Source organism: Arenibacter sp. 6A1, from assembly GCF_012272855.1.
In the GTDB taxonomy this organism is placed as follows: domain Bacteria; phylum Bacteroidota; class Bacteroidia; order Flavobacteriales; family Flavobacteriaceae; genus Arenibacter.
The window spans coordinates 216,912-235,971 of sequence record NZ_JAAXCQ010000004.1 but is presented as its reverse complement, the minus strand read 5'-3'; the positions used below and the strand labels follow the sequence as shown (position 1 = coordinate 235,971).

Annotated in this window: 15 protein-coding genes and 1 other RNA gene; 5 read left to right on the top strand and 11 right to left on the bottom strand. The window is 37.9% G+C overall.

What is annotated here, in order from left to right:
• Positions 1–80: 80 nt before the first annotated feature.
• Complete coding sequence (gene fahA / locus HCG49_RS05040) at positions 81–1,370, bottom strand: fumarylacetoacetase (protein ID WP_168468452.1); 1,290 nt, start codon at positions 1,368–1,370, stop codon at positions 81–83.
• 113 nt (positions 1,371–1,483) lie between these two features.
• On the opposite strand from fahA, the gene glyA reads away from it, so the two are divergent.
• Positions 1,484–2,758 carry a serine hydroxymethyltransferase gene (gene glyA, locus HCG49_RS05035; RefSeq protein ID WP_168468451.1) on the top strand — a complete coding sequence of 425 codons (1,275 nt, stop codon included), beginning with the start codon at positions 1,484–1,486 and terminating at the stop codon, positions 2,756–2,758.
• Positions 2,759–2,839: 81 nt separating this feature from the next.
• Here glyA and HCG49_RS05030 read toward each other — a convergent pair whose 3' ends face one another.
• The 7 genes from HCG49_RS05030 to HCG49_RS05000 all read right to left on the bottom strand — a co-directional run bounded on the left by HCG49_RS05030 (position 2,840) and on the right by HCG49_RS05000 (position 9,403).
• Positions 2,840–3,499 (bottom strand): hypothetical protein, encoded by a 660-nt coding sequence (locus tag HCG49_RS05030; RefSeq protein WP_168468450.1) that lies wholly within the window; start codon positions 3,497–3,499, stop codon positions 2,840–2,842.
• A gap of 193 nt (positions 3,500–3,692) precedes the next feature.
• Positions 3,693–4,361 (bottom strand): response regulator transcription factor, encoded by a 669-nt coding sequence (locus HCG49_RS05025; RefSeq protein WP_168468449.1) that lies wholly within the window; start codon positions 4,359–4,361, stop codon positions 3,693–3,695.
• A gap of 48 nt (positions 4,362–4,409) precedes the next feature.
• Complete coding sequence (locus HCG49_RS05020; protein ID WP_168468448.1) at positions 4,410–6,443, bottom strand: sensor histidine kinase; 2,034 nt, start codon at positions 6,441–6,443, stop codon at positions 4,410–4,412.
• A gap of 68 nt (positions 6,444–6,511) precedes the next feature.
• A complete protein-coding gene (locus HCG49_RS05015) occupies positions 6,512–6,925 on the bottom strand; it encodes a hypothetical protein (protein ID WP_168468447.1) in 414 nt (137 codons plus the stop codon).
• A gap of 141 nt (positions 6,926–7,066) precedes the next feature.
• Positions 7,067–7,798 (bottom strand): LytR/AlgR family response regulator transcription factor, encoded by a 732-nt coding sequence (locus HCG49_RS05010; protein WP_168468446.1) that lies wholly within the window; start codon positions 7,796–7,798, stop codon positions 7,067–7,069.
• A gap of 166 nt (positions 7,799–7,964) precedes the next feature.
• Positions 7,965–8,363: an acyl-CoA thioesterase gene (locus tag HCG49_RS05005; RefSeq protein ID WP_168468445.1), complete on the bottom strand. Its 399-nt coding sequence runs from the start codon at positions 8,361–8,363 to the stop codon at positions 7,965–7,967.
• On the bottom strand, positions 8,363–9,403 hold the full coding sequence (locus HCG49_RS05000) for a glutaminyl-peptide cyclotransferase (protein ID WP_168468444.1): 1,041 nt from the start codon (positions 9,401–9,403) through the stop codon (positions 8,363–8,365). The genes HCG49_RS05005 and HCG49_RS05000 overlap by 1 nt, the downstream gene beginning before the upstream one ends.
• Positions 9,404–9,634: 231 nt before the next feature.
• On the opposite strand from HCG49_RS05000, the gene ffs reads away from it, so the two are divergent.
• The 3 genes from ffs (at position 9,635) to fsa (ending at position 11,392) form a co-directional block, all read left to right on the top strand.
• An RNA gene (gene ffs, locus HCG49_RS04995) (signal recognition particle sRNA small type) lies at positions 9,635–9,733 on the top strand.
• 122 nt (positions 9,734–9,855) lie between these two features.
• A complete protein-coding gene (locus tag HCG49_RS04990) occupies positions 9,856–10,665 on the top strand; it encodes an SDR family oxidoreductase (RefSeq protein WP_168468443.1) in 810 nt (269 codons plus the stop codon).
• A 73-nt stretch (positions 10,666–10,738) separates the two neighbouring features.
• Complete coding sequence (gene fsa / locus HCG49_RS04985) at positions 10,739–11,392, top strand: fructose-6-phosphate aldolase (protein WP_072764210.1); 654 nt, start codon at positions 10,739–10,741, stop codon at positions 11,390–11,392.
• A 301-nt stretch (positions 11,393–11,693) separates the two neighbouring features.
• On the opposite strand, the gene HCG49_RS04980 is transcribed toward fsa, so the two are convergent.
• Positions 11,694–13,082 carry a transaldolase gene (locus tag HCG49_RS04980; protein WP_168468442.1) on the bottom strand — a complete coding sequence of 463 codons (1,389 nt, stop codon included), beginning with the start codon at positions 13,080–13,082 and terminating at the stop codon, positions 11,694–11,696.
• Positions 13,083–13,275: 193 nt separating this feature from the next.
• Between HCG49_RS04980 and HCG49_RS04975 the strand changes: the two genes are divergently transcribed.
• A complete protein-coding gene (locus tag HCG49_RS04975; protein WP_168468441.1) occupies positions 13,276–14,904 on the top strand; it encodes an ABC-F family ATP-binding cassette domain-containing protein in 1,629 nt (542 codons plus the stop codon).
• A gap of 493 nt (positions 14,905–15,397) precedes the next feature.
• Here HCG49_RS04975 and HCG49_RS04970 read toward each other — a convergent pair whose 3' ends face one another.
• Positions 15,398–16,117, bottom strand: coding sequence for a hypothetical protein (locus HCG49_RS04970; RefSeq protein ID WP_168468440.1), 720 nt, complete (start codon positions 16,115–16,117; stop codon positions 15,398–15,400).
• A gap of 507 nt (positions 16,118–16,624) precedes the next feature.
• On the bottom strand, positions 16,625–19,051 hold the full coding sequence (pheT, locus tag HCG49_RS04965) for a phenylalanine--tRNA ligase subunit beta (RefSeq protein ID WP_168468439.1): 2,427 nt from the start codon (positions 19,049–19,051) through the stop codon (positions 16,625–16,627).
• Positions 19,052–19,060 lie beyond the last annotated feature (9 nt).

Below are 19,060 nucleotides of genomic sequence, written 5' to 3'. Positions count from 1 at the left end.
TTGTGCCAAAAATACTTTATGAAAAAACGCTGTACAATTAATATTAGTATATAAATAAGCAATAGTTTTGGCCTTCTCGCTTATTTTTTCTTGTTTTGATTGACCGGTAAAAGCTTGGTTGATACTTCACCAAAACCAATACGGCTCCCGTTTTTAGAGCAATATCCGGTAAAGGTAACGGTGTCGTGATCTTCAATGTATGTTCTGCTGCTGCCGTCGGAAAGCACTATTGGTTTGCTGCCTCCCCAGGTAATTTCTAACATAGAACCATAGGAATCTGGAGTAGGACCGGAAATGGTGCCACTTCCCATCATATCGCCGCTATTTATATTGCATCCGTTTACTGTATGGTGGGCCAATTGTTGGGACATGGTCCAATACATATGTTTGAAATTAGACTTGGAAACGGTGGTAGGAGCTGCTCCTTCAGGAGTAATGGAAACTTCTAAATTAATGTCGAAACCTCTTTTTCCTGTTTGCTGCAAATAGGGTAGGGGTTCTGGATGTTGTTTAGGACTAGCTACTCTAAATGGCTCTAAAGCGTCTAGGGTAACGATCCAAGGAGAGATAGAGGAAGCGAAGTTTTTGGCCAAAAACGGGCCTAAGGGTACGTACTCCCATTTCTGAATATCGCGGGCGCTCCAATCATTAAACAATACCATTCCAAAAATATAATTCTCGGCCTCTGCAACCGAAATTTGTTCGCCCAAAAGATTGGCATCGGTGGTGATAAAAGCCATTTCCAATTCAAAATCAACTGCTTTGGAAGGTCCAAAAACAGGCTGGGTGGCTCCTTGGGGCATGGTTTGTCCCATAGGCCTTCTAATTGGGGTGTTGCTAGGAACTATAGAAGAGCTTCTGCCGTGATAGCCTACAGGAATATGCAGCCAATTGGGGAGAAGTGCGTTTTCTGGGTCCCGGAACATTTTGCCCACATTGGTGGCGTGTTCTTTACTCGAATAAAAGTCGGTGTAATCCCCGATGTGTACCGGAAGTTGCATTTCTATTTCATCTAAGGTAAAAAGAACAATGTTTTTATGCGATTCGTTATTCTTTAATTGTTCATTTTTGATATCAAATATTTCACTGATTCTGTTTCGGACCAAGCGCCAAGTTTTTTTTCCGTCAGATATAAAGTCGTTGAGAGTGTCTTGTAGAAAAATATCCTCTGTTAACGGAATACCTTTAAAATAACCTAACTGGTGCAGTGCGCCTAAGTCAATGGCATAATCTCCTATCCTAGTACCTATGGTAATAATGTCGTCCCGGGTCAAGAAAACTCCAAAAGGAATATTCTGTATCGGGAAGTCAGAATTTGCAGGCACATGGAGCCAAGTTTTTTTTTCTGGACTATTTGTGAGTAGAGGCATCTTTGGTCTGTTTAGTTATATTTGATAATTATCTTATCAAATATATTATTTTCTTCCAATTAACGCTCTGTAATTTGTATTTTTACGCCTCATTAATAGAATCTTTTTAGAGTATGCAACGCGACAATCAAATTTTTGAACTAATAGAGGCGGAAAAGGAACGCCAGATTAACGGGATTGAGCTTATAGCTTCAGAAAACTTTACCAGCGAACAAGTAATGGAAGCCGCCGGATCTGTTTTGACCAACAAATATGCCGAGGGGTATCCAGGGAAGCGGTACTATGGTGGTTGTGAAGTTGTAGATGAGATAGAACAACTTGCCATTGATAGAGCAAAAGAATTATTTGGTGCTGCTTATGCAAATGTTCAGCCTCATTCTGGTTCACAGGCAAATGCTTCTGTTTACCATGCGTGTTTAAAGCCTGGAGATACCATTCTTGGTTTTGATCTTTCTCATGGAGGACACCTTACTCATGGATCTCCGGTGAATTTTTCAGGGAGACTTTACAATCCTGTGTTTTACGGGGTCGATGAGGAAACTGGATTGTTGAATTATGATAAAATTCAGGAAATAGCTACTAAAGAACAGCCAAAGTTAATTATAGCAGGTGCATCTGCCTATTCAAGGGATATGGACTTTAAAAGGTTTAGGGAAATTGCCGATAGTGTAGGCGCTATTTTATTGGCAGATATTTCTCATCCTGCTGGATTAATAGCAAAAGGAATATTAAACGATCCTATTCCACATTGTCATATCGTTACCACTACAACCCATAAAACTTTAAGAGGACCAAGAGGTGGTCTTATATTAATGGGTGAAGATTTTGATAATCCATTTGGAATTAAATTAAATAATGGTAGTCTTAGAAAAATGTCAGCTTTATTGGATTTGGCAGTTTTCCCAGGAAACCAAGGTGGACCATTAGAGCATATTATTGCTGCTAAGGCAATTGCTTTTGGAGAAGCTCTTAGCGATAATTTCTTGCACTATATGTTACAGGTTAAGAAAAATGCGGCAGCAATGGCGCAGGCTTTTGTGGCAAAAGGATATAAAATCATCTCTGGAGGTACAGACAACCATATGATGCTTATCGATCTTAGAAATAAGAACATCACAGGTAAAGATGCAGAAAAAGCATTGGTGAAAGCAGATATAACCGCAAACAAGAACATGGTTCCGTTTGACGACAAGTCTCCTTTTGTGACTTCAGGAATACGTTTTGGTACTGCTGCAATTACCACTAGAGGTTTGAAGGAAGATCAAATGGCTACTATTGTAGAATTTATCGATCAAGTGCTTATGAATCCTGAGGATGAAAATCTTATAGACGAAGTAAGAGAAAAGGTAAATGCCTTAATGAACGAAAGAGCCTTGTTTAACGCTTAATTGCATTAATAAGGAGATATAAAAAAACCAATAGCAGTGCTATTGGTTTTTTTGTTTTCTAACGCTTTTGTTTTTTTTAATTTAAGGTGTAAGTACATTGATGTCCCCGATAATAATACTTTTTGTCTCTAAATTGTAAACTACACATTCCTCGCTTCTTTCCCCATAGATACCCCAGTATTTGTAATAATCCTTACTGGTTTTGGAGCTGATTTTTTCTGATGAAATGTATTCGAAGGCGGTTTTGTCTTCAAAAACAGGAATGAAAATTTCAAAAGGAACAACGGTCCCCCCGTTGGTGTAATAGGTGCTGTGCTCAATAAGTTTATTGAAGATTTCGTCTAACTGTTCGGGAATACTTTGGTCGTAGATTTTTGAAATTAATAAGGTAGTGTCCTCAAAAAATACGGTGATTTCCGAAATATCTATAGGAAAGTTATTTGCCTGTTTTAATTTTTTCAAGACCCATGAGAAGTAAAAAGTGATTTCTTTACTGTTTATTGCAGTACCTTCACTGTTCCTATTTCTAAGCATTAAGTGGTGAAGTGCCTCGCTAAGGCTAAAATTACATTCAATCTCTATCACCAACTTTGCCGCACTATGGGGCGTTCCATAATTGTGAATATTGAAGTCTGAGAAAAAATACTTTTCTAATTGCCTTTTAAAAGTATCTAAACCTTTAATATGTTCTATACTTTTATATTCCGTCTTGGGGTTGTTGAAAAAGTCTTCTGATAACATAGGCGTCTTGAGATATTATATTTTTAATTGACCGAAACTCAAAATTATGTTAATTATTAAATTTGAACGTAATGAAAACCTTAAATAAACTAAGGTTTTGCTTTTCGTAGGTGAATTTTATCGAAAAAATAATAGATGAAATGTAAAAAAGACAAATTTGTATTAAATTGGGTTAAAATAAACGTAGGGCGGCTTAGAGGAACCCCCTGTTTTTAGCTTCGGTAATTAGTGCCATGTCATTTTGTTTTTCTACTCCAAAAACAACTTTAAGTTGCCTTTTGCGATTTTCTATACCTGCGAGGGAAAGGTTAACGAAATTTACAATATCGATGGTTTTGGTGCCAATAGAAATGTGATAGAGTATTTTTTTGTCCTTGTTATCTAAAATGAGGTCGTTTGCTACTTTTTTCCTTATCGCAACTAGGGCTTTCTGACTGTAGTAAGGAGGGCAGGTAGTAACGGTTTTAACCATGGCGATCAATGATTTTTCGTCTACCTCGGATTTCACCATATAACCTTCAGGATTTACATTTTCAAGAATACTGTTAATTCTGTAATTGTCACTGAAGGAAGACATAAAAACAACCTTGGAGTCAGGGACTACCTTTCTTGCCAACACCCCTAACTCTTCGCCAGAGTGAGGTTCTTTTTCCTGAGAGGGCGTTAGTTGAATATCTAATAATATTAGGTCGAACAGAAAGGAACGGGCCGAGTCCATAATTTTCTGCGCCCCAAGTTCATAAGAATTGGCGGACTCCATCTTTACTTTAAAGTCATCAAATTCAGCAGCTTCCAAAATGTATTTGTATCCAGTAGTAATCATTTCATGATCATCTACAGCTAATATTCGTATCGTCTTCATTATCTATAGCTTGTTTGTCAAGGATGTTATTTAAAGCCGTTAGTGAGTTTAGTCAAGCAGGTATGGGATAGTGGCCGTAAGCTGGGTGCCCTGATTAACGCTACTTTCAATAGAATAGTGTCCATTTAGTTTTTTTAGTCGAGAATGTATGTTCTTAAGGCCAATCCCCTTTTTGCTTTTTTTGGTGTTAAAGCCTATTCCGTTATCTTGTATTATAATTTTTAATGTGTCTTTTTGGTTAATAAGGGATAATTCGACTCGACTAGCTTGGGCGTGTTTTATACAGTTTTGAAAACTTTCTTGTATAATACGGTATATGTTAATTTTAATTTCTCCCTTCAATTGGTCCCAATCCATGCTTTCATCATATTGAAAATGACATTCGATTTTAGAAGATTCTTGGGTCGAATGAATTAATTCTTCAATAGACACTATAAAGTTATGTATTTTTTCTTGAGAAGCCTTGTTTAATTCGTGCGAAATTGTACGGATTTCTTCCTCTATATTCTGTAAACTTTTTATGTATTCGGCGCGTTTTTCTATGATCTCGGAGTCCGTTTTATTGTTAAGTGAGGCTAAAATCAGTCTTGTGCCAAATAGTTTTCCAATGATGCCGTCGTGCAATTCCTCCGAAATTCGTTTTTTTTCTAATTGTTTGCCTTCCTCTACTTTTTGGTTTTGTGTAAGTAGAAGGTTAAATATTTCTTGGTTTTTCTGTTGTTGAAGCTGTTCGAACCTTAATTTTTGGTTTTTTCTTCGTTGGTCCAAAATTATAAGTGTTGCGCCTGCTAAAAGAAGAATGGCAACCGAAATACCTAATAATAGTTGACGCTGACGGGATAGTAATTTGTTTTGTGCTATAAATTCATCGGTTTCGAAACGGATTTTAGTGAATTTATTTCGTACAGCCCGTTCTGCAAGTTGTAAACTGTCATTTAAGTTGATGTATTCTTGGGTGTAATAAAGCGAATTGTGAGGGTCTATCTTAGATATTAATTCTAAGGTTTGTAATAATCGCAAATTGTTATTGCTTTGTTTTGCAATAGTCTTTGATTGTAAGGCGTATTGTAAGGCAGTAGCGGTGTCTTTTATTCCTAAATAATATTCGGATAATTGAAAGTTGGTTAGCGCCAAACTATTAAACTCTCCGATACTGTCCTTGATCTTTAAGGCTTTCTGTAGAAGAGGTAGTATCCTTGTGGTGTCGCCAAGTTTGTTTTTGCTTTGGGCATAGTTGGAGAGGGCTACCGCATATAACTTGGTGTCCTTAAAATAAATACTGTCCTGATGAATAATTTTTTCAAATAAACTAATAGCCTTTTGGTGATTTCCCATTTCTTGGTAAACCATAGCTGTATTGTTGAAAGACTTGTATTTTAAGTTGCTTGATGGTTGGTGTTTTTCTAAATAAAATAAGGATTTGTCGTAGTAATCCAAGGCTTTATCATATTCCTTAAGGGCATTGGCTACAGACCCTAAATTATTGTAACAATAATAAAGGTTTAGGTTTTTTTGCAATGGTTTTAAAAGTTCAATTGCCTGAATGGTAGTGATTTCGCTTCCGGTATAATCCTTGGCGTTCGATTGTATAACAGCCATGTTGTAAAGCATGCGTGCGGCCGAAAATTTATCGTTTGTGTGATCAAATATTTTTAAGGCTTCCGAGTAGTAATAGTAGGAGCTGTCTACTAATGATGTGTTCTGTAAAAATGATGCCAGGTCCCAATAGTTGTTGGCCAAAGCGGTCGAATCCTGTACTTTTTTAGCCAACTGTATGGCTAGTTTGTTGGCACGTCTAAAGTAAAGGGAGTCGTTGAGAAATGAAAGCTCATATGAAATGGCGGACAAATGGTTGCTTTTAACACTGTCGTCCTTTTCGGTAAGAGCAAGATAATATGCTTTCTTTAGGTCCGATGAAATACTTTTAGGGGTAAGGTTGTCTAATATTATTTTTACGCTATCCGTTTTGTTGGATAACTCTGAAGTATCTTTAAGTGAGTTTTTTCGATTACATCCGTTGAAAAGTAATACACATAGACAAAATAAACCGTAATAAAAAGGATGTAAAATCTTAGCGTTCATATGGCGCACAAGATAAATAAAAAGCCCTGAACAAGGATGTTCAGGGCTTTTTATTTTAACGAAAAATGTTAGACGGTAGGTCGATTCCTTCTGTAAATCGGGACGTCGTCACCGTCGGTGAAAGCGAGGATGTTGTTAGGTCGGTCCCTTCTGTCAATCGGGACGTCGTCACCGTCGGTGAAAGCGAAGATGTTGTTAGGTCGGTCCCTTCTGTCAATCGGCACATCGTCACCGTCAGTGAAAGCGAGGGTGTTATTAGGTCGGTCCCTTCTGTCAATCGGCACATCGTCACCGTCGGTGAAAGCGAGGTTGTTATTGGGTCGTTCCCTTCTGTCAATCGGCACATCATCACCATCGGTAGCGATCGTGTTTTCTGTTTCTAGAAACAAAGACGGTTGATTTGCTAAGGAGGTTTTTTGAGGTGTTCCTGCCAGACCAAGGGTCATCAAGGCTATTCCGAAAATTCCAGCTAATTTGTTCATCCTACTATATTTTTTGGGGTTAGTACTTTAAATTTCTATTACGAAACTAGGAAAGCGGTACCGTCAAAAATATTTGTCGAAAGGAACTTTAGTGAAAGCTATCTGTCTGATAGTGAGCAGTGGTAGTCTGAGAGGAATCGGTTAATTTAAGGTGGAAATTGTGTTTTTGGAAAGCGTCTTTTTTAAGAATTCAATATTGTCCCGGTACGATTTTGAAAAGGGAAGCTGGTGGTTATTGTGTTTTAAGGTACAAATGCCTTTTCCGTAATTTATTCTAGAGATATAGCTAATGTTGATAATAAAACTTTGGTGAATCCTAATAAAGTTTTCCGGTAAATTGTTCTCAAAGGTCTTTAAGGTTTTGTAAGCGCTTATAATACTACCGTCAACCATATAAAAGTCAGTAGTGTTGTTGTCAGCTTGTAAATAGACAATTTCTTCTGTATTTAAATAGCGGCAATCCTTATAAGATTGTAATAGAAGGGTTGATGGTTTTTGTACTTCTTCTAATTTTAATTTTAGTTTAAAAAGAGACTTACGAATGTCAAATTCATTGTAAGGAAGCAGCCAGTAGTCATAGCATTGCGATTTTATGGCTTCATAGGCGTATTTCTTGGTCTTTGAAACGGCTATAAATAACGGAATTTTCTTTATGTATTGATGTAATTCAGCAATCATATGAAAATACTCGTGGGCAGATTCGTTCAAATGAATGAAAACTATATGGGGCATTTTTTTTAAAATACCATTAAGACCTTCGATACTGTTCTCCGCAATACCCACGCAATTAAAGTTCTCGAATTCCTTTAAAAAATGTTGTAGCTGTAGGTTCGAGGTAGCATCAGAATCTATAATAGTATAGCTAAACTCCATAGTGTGGATGGTTTGCTGCAATTTAAGAAGTAGTTGCTGTAAGCCCCTAGGTTTTAACCATAGAAAATCTAGGGTTTCTATGTGTTATCAACCAATAAGTAGCTTTTTTAGTGTAGTATGGAAAAAAAGTCTTGTTGGTTGATAACAAGATAGTAGTGGGTGTCTATCAGTGGTTGTCTATAAACACATCCTCGATCTCTTTTGAGATCCTCATCGGTTTAAAGGTCTCTGCGTTTAATAGACACCATTCTGTTTTGGATTTAACAAGGAGTTCATTGTTGTGCTTATTGTACATTTCCACAATTCTTATGCTGATCGCTCCTTTACTTTTATCAATATATGTTTTAATTAGGATTTCATCATGTAGTTTCGCGGCGCTCTTATAAGTGATATGATGTGTTAATACTACCCATGCAGTAGTGCTCAATAATTCTTTAGGCGCTTTGGTTTGCCAATGTTCTTTGGCGATGTCTTGCATCCATTGCACATATCTTACATTATTTACGTGGTTTAGATCGTCTAAATCGTCTGCCACTACGGTAATGGTTTTTTGAAAGGATTTCATTATTTCTTCTGTATTTTAACTTCAAACAACTTGTTCCAGTTTTTTCCGGTTATAAAAAAGGTCTTCCTTTCAGGGTGATAGGCCACACCGTTTAAAACGTCTAAATTTTCATGCTGCTTTACCTTGTCTTTAAGGCCGCCAAAATTAACAACACCTTCAATAGCCCCGCTTTTGGCATCAATGATCATCATGCTTTCCTTTTGGTAAACATTGGCATATATTTTACCATCTACATATTCTAGCTCATTAGCTTTATTGAAAATAGATTTGTTGGTTACCGTTTCTAGGAAACTTTCCTCAGCCAAGGTTTCCTTGTTTAGGATCCATATTTTTTCCGTACCATCACTTTTGAAAATTTTCTGTCCATCATTACAAAGTCCCCAACCTTCTTTGCTCTGATTGTATTTAAAGCTGCCTGTTTTTTGAAAACTATTTAGGTCGTAAATAAATCCGACACCACTTCGCCATGTAAGTTGGTAAATTTTGTCTTCTAAAATAGTAATACCTTCTCCAAAATAGGTGTTTTCTAAGTCTATTTTTTGAAGAATTTCTCCTGTTTTATAGTCTACCTTGCGCAATGACGAATAGCCATTTCTTCCGGTACTCTCGTATAGGGTGTCCTTGTAAAATTCTAATCCTTGGGTATAGGCATTTATATCGTGCGGATATTCGTTGATGATGTCATAGGTATAGATAACCGGTGCCTTTTCGGCTAAAATCTTTAATTTTTTTTCTACGGCTACGGTATTGCCTTCATAAGTAATATTAGCAGAGAGCGTTTTAGAGCCTAGAACAGCTTCATTGAGGTGTATTTTACCGTCGCTAATATTTATTTCCTTGTCGTTTAATTTATAAACAACCTTGTCTACAGTTTGGTTTTTTAGCGGATTGAGTTTAATTCCTACGGTTTCATTTTGTTGAAACTCGGTTTTGTTGCCCTCTAGTTGTATTTCGAAAAGGGAAGCGGGATCTGGATTTCCACCACAAGCCATGAAAAAAATAGGGACTAAGTATGTTAAGTGGTACTTTAGAATGTTCATTATATAGTAGTATTTAGGTATGTAATAACAGAATTTTACTGCTCAAAATTAAATAAAAGTAATTTTTTAATTTTTTTTTCAATTTTATATCGAAGCCAATTTATTTATAGTTGATTTATAATCAAGCCAATATAGTTGAAAAGATATTTTAAAATTAAAAAGGCAAGTTATTTAATAAAAATTAGACCAAAAAACGATTGGAAAAAAAAGAAAAGGTTGTATCTTTGCCCTCGGCAAGTCCTACACGACCAGCTCCTGTAGAATCCCCCAGGGCGGGAACGCAGCAAGGGTATATGGTTGTAGCGGTGCGATGTAGGTAGCTTGCCTTTTTTTGTACCCGAAACTGAACAAACACTTCGAAGTTCGGTTGTTGTCCCAACAGAATTTTAATCCTTTCTTTTCTCTTAAAATTGTGCATTTATTTGTTATTTTGCCAGCTTATATAAATGGTGATGGAAGGTAAAGTTGTACTGATTACGGGAGGTTCGTCTGGAATAGGGAAATCTATAGGGATTTTTTTAAAATCTAAGGGTTTTAAAGTCTATGGCACTACAAGAAACCTGTCAAGATATCCGGATTTTAAGGAGTTTGAGCTTTTGGAGCTAGATGTGAGGGATGTGAATACCATTCAAGAGGCAGTTGCCCAGCTCATAGCAAAAGAAGGAAGGGTAGATGTATTGGTGAATAATGCTGGCGTAGGGATTACCGGCCCAATAGAAGAAACGCCTCATGAAGAAATCTTAAAGGCCTTTGACACTAATTTCAATGGGCCCTTGCATATGTCCAAGGCTGTATTGCCGCATATGCGAAACCAAAAATCGGGACTGGTTATCAATATTACCTCTATAGCTGGCTATATGGGGTTGCCGTATAGAGGAATTTATTCGGCTAGTAAAGGTGCGTTAGAGTTGGTGACCGAAGCGCTGCGTATGGAGACCAAAGGGTTTGGGATTTCCTTTACCAATTTAGCACCCGGCGATTTTGCAACCAATATAGCTTCTGGGCGTTATCACGTGCCGGTTAAAGAAAACTCACCGTATCAATTGCCTTACGGGAACACCCTTAAAATGATGAATGAGCATGTAGATCATGGTCAGGATCCTATGTTGGTGGCCCATATGGTGCTAAGGATCATAAATACCCCTAATCCTAAGGTGCATTATAAGGTGGGAGAGTTTATGCAAAAATTCTCATTGTTTCTCAAAAAAGTTTTACCAGACAAAATGTACGAGAAACTATTGATGAATCATTATAAATTGTAATTTTACGAATCTTAAAGAAAGGGCATTATTTTTAGTGTTTCCTTTCATACATTAATTAAAAATAGCAAATAAGATGAAATTTTTTATTGACACAGCAAACTTGGCTCAAATAAAAGAAGCCCAAGAATTAGGGGTTTTAGATGGTGTAACCACTAATCCGTCTTTAATGGCTAAGGAAGGAATTACAGGAAGAAACAATATCTTAAAGCATTATGTAGATATCTGTAATATCGTTGATGGTGATGTTTCTGCTGAGGTGATTTCTACTGATTTCGCTTCTATGGTTAAAGAAGGAGAAGAGTTGGCTGAGTTGCATGAGCAAATCGTAGTGAAAGTTCCTATGATCAAAGACGGTGTAAAAGCGATAAAGTATTTTTCTAATAAAGGGATAAGAACCAATTGTACGTTGGTGTTTTCAGTAGGACAGGCGTTATTGGCTGCTAAGGCAGGAGCAACGTATGTATCTCCTTTTATCGGAAGATTGGATGATATTTCTACAGACGGATTGAACCTAATATCTGATATTAGATTAGTTTACGATAACTACCAGTTCGAGACGCAAATCTTGGCGGCATCTGTAAGACATACAATGCACGTTATTGACTGTGCTAAACTTGGATCTGATGTTATTACTGGACCTTTGTCTGCTATTGAAGGATTGTTAAAACACCCTTTAACTGATAGTGGTTTGGCTAAGTTTTTAGAAGACTACAACAAAGGAAACTAATTTTTCTTAACAACTATAAAAAAGTCCCTGGGGTTAATTTTCCAGGGACTTTTTTTGTTTATTAGGGTTTTTGGAGTCACCTCAAAAAAATGCGAGGATTTAGGCTTAAGTGATGATTGTTAACTGTTTGTTGAAAAAGCGTTAGGGACCGCAGCGGCATCCCCGCAGCATGGCAAGGGATATAGCGAAGTGCCCGCCCGACGAAGGAGGGAACGCCCAAATTATTTTATTGGGAGCTGTTAGCCTAGAAAACCGATCTGGTGGGATTGCACCAGAAAACGGCACTTTTTAAATTGATCTGTTAAAAGCTGGTATAGATGTCGGCGAAGGCGTCTATAATAACACCGTCCTTGGTAATGATTCCTTTGTTTAGGCTCTTGAGGACCAAGGCGTTTTTTAAATTCTCAAAATCATCGGACCTGAATTGTTTGCTAGTATCCAAGTCGCTGGTGTTAAGCACGTATTGCCATCTGGCCGGGTCAGTGTTGCAATTGATTCCGATAAAGGTGTATTCGGGCTTGCTTGCTGTTAATTGGGATACGCGTTTTTTAATGCCCTCAAAATGCATTCTTTGCGCGTCTGTCCAGAAATAAAATACCGCATTTTTTTCTTTGTCTGCTATTTCTTGAAGGGTAACCGAAATGCCCTCGGCATTCATTACAGAAATGTTGGGCAGTTTTTTCGAAGGCTGTAGGTTAATAACACCTTCGTACAACAACTCTATTTCTTTGTGGTGTTTATTATTTTGCGCTAATTTTCGGAAATCATTGATGAATATTTTATTGTTTTCATCTCCCTCGTGAGCGTTAATTAGGTAATCCATGGCAACATTCCTAAAAAGATTGTCGCGCAGCCCTTTTTCAGTTACCAAATCGTTTATCAAGTGCAGCTTGTGCTGATTGAAATGAAGTTTGTTCTTGACAATGCTAATGTGGTTTTCATGGCAGCCATCCTTACAACTCATATAGGACAAGTTGTCAAAATGGTTCTTCATAAAATTGTAATAGGGTCTAAGGTAGGTCAGTTTGTTGTTGTCGTATTCCAAATCCTTTCGATAGGTGTAAAAATGTTCCGGAATAGTAGTGATTTCTTTCTTGGCATTCCTGATCCTGTTCCAAAACGGATAGCGTTCCTTGTAGGTGTAGTAGTGGTAGTCTATGCTAGCCGTTGCTATTTCCATAGCGTTTTTGGATAGTTGTGTTTCTTTGCTTAAGTCGTTTAGTAATTTAAGTTTTATGTTGCGTAAAGAGTCTATTTTTTTACAAAATTCGCTAGGCTCTAGGCTGTAAAGTGGCAGTATTTTATTGGGTTCGTCTTCTGTGCTAAGGAAAAGCTCTAGTAAAAAGTTGTTGATTTCTTCGCCTTTTCCCGAAAAGATTAATGACTCGTCAAAATCCTTGGTGTTTAACCGGATCATGATGCTGTCGCCCTGCTCAAGGTATACATATTGCAATTCCGGACTGTGGTCAAAATGGTACAGGCCTTCTGCTAGGGAATCTAGAGCTATGGAGAATCGGTTGTCTTGGTTTAGTTTGGCGGAATCTATAACGACTTCGTCTTTATAAAGTACGACATAATCGCTCGTGGGGTTAACAATTTCACCAGCAAAATATGCACTAGAGGATTTTTTTTCTTTAGTACCGCAGCTAATAAGTGCGAATAAGAAAGTATAGAGTAAAGGTTTATTCATATTAGAATAGCAACTTTATTGTAAACAAATCTACTAAACTCAAAAGACACAGCTTGTTAATTGTGAGTTAAAACTACAGGGTTCGCGCTAAAACGGCCATGGTACTTCTTTGTATTAGATGGTAATGGGTACTAATATAGTTGGCTTAGCGGGTTTATTTTGTTATTTTTGCACAAAATTTAAAATTTTATTTATGCTATCTGTATCAAATTTATCTGTACAATTCGGGAAAAGAGTACTTTTCGATGAAGTAAACGTAGCCTTTACACAAGGAAATTGTTATGGGGTTATTGGTGCCAACGGCGCAGGTAAATCTACTTTCTTAAGAATTCTTTCTGGACAGATAGATCCTACTTCCGGGCATGTTCATTTAGAGCCTGGAAAGCGTATGTCTATCTTGGAGCAAAATCACAACGCCTATGATGAGTACACGGTTTTGGAAAGCGTTGTCATGGGAAACAAGCCTTTGTTCGACATTAAAAGTGAGATAGATGCCCTTTATGCCGATTACAGTGATGAAAATGCCGAAAGAATAGGGGAGTTGCAAGTACAGTTCGAAGAAATGAACGGTTGGAATGCAGATAGTAATGCTGCGGCAATGTTATCGAACTTAGGAATTACCGAGGAGTTTCATTATAGCTTAATGGCCGATATGGATTCTAAATTAAAGGTGAGGGTGTTATTGGCCCAGGCACTTTTTGGGAACCCGGATGTGCTTATTATGGATGAGCCTACCAACGACCTGGATTATGAAACCATTAGCTGGTTAGAGCATTTCCTTGCCAATTATGAGAATACAGTAATAGTGGTGTCTCACGATAGACACTTTTTAGATTCGGTATGTACGCATATTGGAGATATAGATTTTGGAAAGATGAACCTTTACTCTGGGAATTATACTTTCTGGTACGAGAGTAGTCAATTGGCAGCGAGACAAAGAGCGCAGCAGAACAAAAAATCTGAAGAAAAGGCCAAGGAATTACAGGAGTTCATTATGCGTTTTAGTGCAAACGTCGCTAAGAGTAAGCAGGCTACTTCCCGTAAAAAAATGTTGTCCAAATTAAAGGTCGAAGATATTAAGCCTTCGAGCAGACGTTACCCGGCAATTATTTTTGAAAGAGAAAGAGAAGCGGGAGACCAAATATTGAATATCGAAAAACTTGCCGCTTCAACCGAAGAAGGAGAAGTGTTGTTCCAGGATGTTAATATTAATTTGGCCAAAGGAGATAAAGTGGTCGTTATTTCAAAAGATTCTAGGGCCGTTTCTGCCTTTTACGAGATCTTGAACGATAATAGAAAAGCCGATAACGGAACTTACCAGTGGGGTATTACTACCACACAATCTTATTTGCCGGCAGACAATTCGCCTTTCTTTAACAGTGATTTAAATTTGGTAGACTGGTTAAGACAATATGCCAAAACAGAGGAAGAAAGAGAAGAGGTAAGCATTAGAGGCTTTTTAGGGAAAATGCTCTTTAGTGGAGAAGAAGCCTTAAAAAAATGTACGGTATTGTCCGGAGGAGAAAAAGTGCGTTGTATGCTTAGTAGAATGATGTTGATGCGTGCCAACGTTTTAATGTTGGACGAGCCTACGAACCACTTGGATTTGGAAAGTATTACTACTTTTAACAACTCCCTAAAAAACTTTAAGGGAACAGTTCTTTTCTCTACCCATGATCACGAATTTGCAGAAACTGTTGGTAATAGGGTGATAGAGTTGACCCCTAAAGGGTGTATCGATAGGTATCTGACTTTTGATGAGTATATGTCCGATAAATCTATAAAAGAGCAACGCGAAAAAATGTACGTCGTGAATGCCTAAGGTATTCCTGGGATTCTTGTCCAAGAATCGTATCATATAAATTTAAAGCTGTCTGTAAAGGCAGCTTTTTTTATTTCTTATAAGCTTGCTTTTTTGGGACTAAGTGTATGGTTGGTGTCGGCTGGTTGTCGTTTGAATGAATGTAATTTGGGCGTTCCCTCCTTCGTCGGTCGGGCACTTGGCTGTATCCCTTGCTCCGCTGCGGGGATGCCGCCGCGGTCCCTAACGCAGCTGACTGTCTAATTGAAGCTAAATGGCCATTGGTGGGATTTGGAGGCGAACAGGGTGTTTTTAATTGGTCGGTCTAAGTGAGAATTTAAATAAGGCATGTTTATGGGGCTTTCAATAAATAGGATAGTGAATGTTGCTCCAATTAGGGGGTGCTTGTGTTTGCTACATTGTTTTTTCAACGGAGTGATGGTGATAAAGCATCCTGTTTAGCCTCGGTTCGGGTTCCTGGCTGGTACCATTGTTTTGGTTAGGTAGAAATCGGTTAGGGTTTTATGTATTTGCTGTTCCAAATGGCGGAATTGAAATTTTTTCCTTTCGCTACCCCGTAATACAGGCAAATAAAGGCTGTAGTTTTAAACATAAAAAAGAAGAGAATCCAAAACTCATGGGTTGTGAGGTTTTTGGTGAACAATTCTGATGGCATCACTACGGTCATTAAATAGCTACAAGAGATGATAGTGACTAAAAGGTTGAGGAAGTTTTTAAAGGGCCACATCATTAGTTTTCTAAGGGGGTGAAGGTCTGTTCCCCATTTGTGTATTAAGTAGTAGTAATCGTTGCCAATGGGTGCAAATAAAATAGGATCGTCCCTGTCTTCTAAGATAAAGAGTTTGGAAGGAGCCAATATTTTAAATCCCTTTAGTTCGGTATTGTGACGTTTTTCTAGTCCTTTTATTTTGGAAATAACCTCAGAGGGCAGTGGGCCTTTGAAATACCGGACGTCCAAAAACCGGAGCCTATAATTTATCGCTATTTTTTTTATATGGCTGATATGGTATATTTCTTTAGTGTCCAGTAAATCGAACTTGAAGAAATTGGAGCTAATACTGCTTTTGGAGCTTAGTGTGGCGCTAATTCTTTTGCGAATAACCTCGTCTTCGGATAAAAGCTTGTAAACCTCGGCAATGAGTTGTTGCGCCTGGTTTTCTTTCTCCTTCTCTTGGAAGAGCTTTTTCTGAATGTTGGTTTTCTCTAGTAACATCACTATTTCAATTAGTCCTCCTTATAAAGTTAAGGAATTTCGGGTTTCTTTTCAATAGGGAAGCTATTAAAATTAGAAAAGCTCCCTATTGCTGCTTTTGGTTATAATGATAGGAAGGGAATGTTTTAAGTGATGAAGCTCGTTATAAGATAAAGAATACAATGGGGGGCTGTTGGTGGTATTTTTGTTCGGCAGGTAAATACTAGGCATAGTTAATAAATGCTGTTAGGAGGCTTGCCAAGGGGGTTGTTCTATGCTGTTGCCGTCGTAAAATGGGGGAGAGGTTATTTTAGGGTATTTCTAGAGCAATTCTTTGGGAAGTAGTTAATGTATCCCTGGGAGTGAAAACGTTTGTTTGTACCCCGGGTAGGACTGTTGTGGGGGGAACATTGAAAGCTAATAAATAAAAAACCGTTACTTCCTTACAAACAGCAGTTATGCCGGTCCTAAGAAAATAACGGGTTTTCTTTTTAATTTGTGTGGTTACAAACGATTATAGAACACTATTTACCTTAATTCGGCACCTAGGTCTGTAGCGTATCGTTGTTGTAACTTGTTCATAATCTTGTCTATTTGCTTATCTGTCAGTGTACCCTTTTCGTCTAATAAGGTATAGCTTACGGCATAGGATTTTTTTCCTTGCGGCAAATTACTTCCAGTATACACATCAAAAAGATTGATATTGGTCAATAATTTCTTTTCGGTTTCTAAGGCGATATCGTAGATCTGTTTAAAGCTTACGTTTTCGTCTATCAATAAAGCAAAATCTCGCTTTACCTCAGGATATTTTGGAATTTCTTTAAATACAATTTCTGTATTTAGGATGGCTTCCAGAATATTGTCCCAGTTAAAATCGGCGTACAGTACTTCTTGTTTGATATCAAATTCCTTTAATATCGATTTCTTGATAACTCCTAAGCTTACAATTTCCTTTTTGGCGTATTTTAGGCTAATTCCTTCCGAGTAAATATCTAGGGTAAGCGGTTGTGACTTTAAGTGGTTGAGGCCTAAGCGGCTTAAGGCATTTTCGGTGATAGCTTTTAAATAGAAAAAATCCGATTTCTTAGGAGTATTCGTCCAGCTATCTTCCAATCTGTTTCCTGTGATAAGAAGGCTCAGGTGTTTGTTCTCTATTCTTTTGCTATCATATTGATGATAGGTCTTTCCAAATTCGAAAAATTTCAAGTTTGGTTTTTTTCGATTGCTGTTATATGCTATGGCTTCTAGGCCAGAAAATAGCATAGATTGCCTCATGACCGATAAGTCTGTGCTAAGGGGATTTAGCATCACGACATTTTGTTCCGATTTAAAATCTTCGGAAAGTTCGGTATAGGCAGGTGATGTAAGGCTGTTACATAATATTTCATTGAATCCTTGTGCTGCCAAAAGGTTGCCAATGATGTTTTGAATCTTGTAATCTTCAAACTTCGAGGTTGTAGCGATAGAAGCGTTTAATTTCTCCTTAAATTCTACATTGTTGTAGCCAAAAACCCTTAGGATCTCTTCAATAACATCGACCTCTCTTTGTACGTCTACCCTATAAAAAGGAATGGACAGTCCTAGACCCGATTCGGTGATATTTTTAACCTTTATATCTAAGGACGCTAAAATAGATTTTATAGTGTCCTTAGGGATGTCCTGTCCGATCAATTTGTTGATCTTATCGAAGGTTAAGAATACGTGGTAATCGTCTTTTTTCTTAGGATAGATGTCTACGATATCCGAAGTGATATCTCCACCGGTGATTTCGTGGATCAATAAGGCAGCACGTTTAAGGCTGTACTCTACATTGTCGATATCTATTCCTCTCTCGAAACGGAAAGAAGCATCCGTGTTTAGTCCGTGTCTTTTTGCAGTTTTACGCACAGAGACCGGATTAAAGTAGGCGCTTTCTAAAAATATACTTTGGGTAAACTCGGTAACTCCAGAGTTTTCACCTCCAAATACCCCTGCGATACATAACGGTTTTTCGCTATCGCATATCATTAAGTCTTCTTCGCTCAAAGTTCTCTCGACACCATCGAGGGTCGTGAACTTAGTGCCTTTTGGAAGGGTTTGAACTATTATTTTATTATCCTTGATTTTTGCGGCATCAAAGGCATGCAGTGGTTGGCCTAATTCGTGTAGAACGTAATTAGTAGCATCTACAACATTGTTTTTTGGAGTAATACCTATAGAAAGCAATCTGTTTTTTAGCCAAGTTGGAGATGGCTGAACGACCATATTGCTAATGGTGATTCCGGAATACCTTGGTGCTAGGGTATTGTTTTTTACTTCCACATCTACTTTCAAGGATCTGTTGGTGATGTTGAAATGGGAAACTGGGGGAGTAATAAGTTCCTTATGGATGTCTTTTTGTTTAAAACCTGCCTTTAAATCCCTGGCAACCCCAAAATGACTCATGGCGTCTGCTCTGTTAGGGGTAAGGCCAATTTCAAAAACCTCGTCATTTTCAACCTCAAAAATTTCGGCGCAAGGTGTTCCTGGCTTTAGCTTTTCATCTAAGACCATGATACCATCATGACTTTCTCCAAGTCCTAATTCGACTTCGGAACAGATCATGCCAAAACTCTCCTCTCCGCGGATTTTTCCTTTCTTAATGGTCCAAGCTTCTCCTTCGGCCGTATATAGGGTAGTACCTATAGTAGCCACGGGTACATTCTGTCCTGCAGCGATATTAGGGGCGCCACAGACGATTTGTAGCGGGGCTGGAAGACCTATATCTACAGTGGTTAATTTTAATTTATCGGCATTAGGGTGTTGTGTGCAGGTTAAAACTTTCCCTACAACAATTCCTTTCAGTCCACCTTTTACGGATTCATAGGGAGTGATGCCTTCTACTTCTAAACCAAGGTCGGTTAAGAGTTCGGCGGTCTTGTTTGCATCCCAATCAATTTTTAAAAACTGTTTTAGCCAGTTGTAAGATATTTTCATCGATAATTA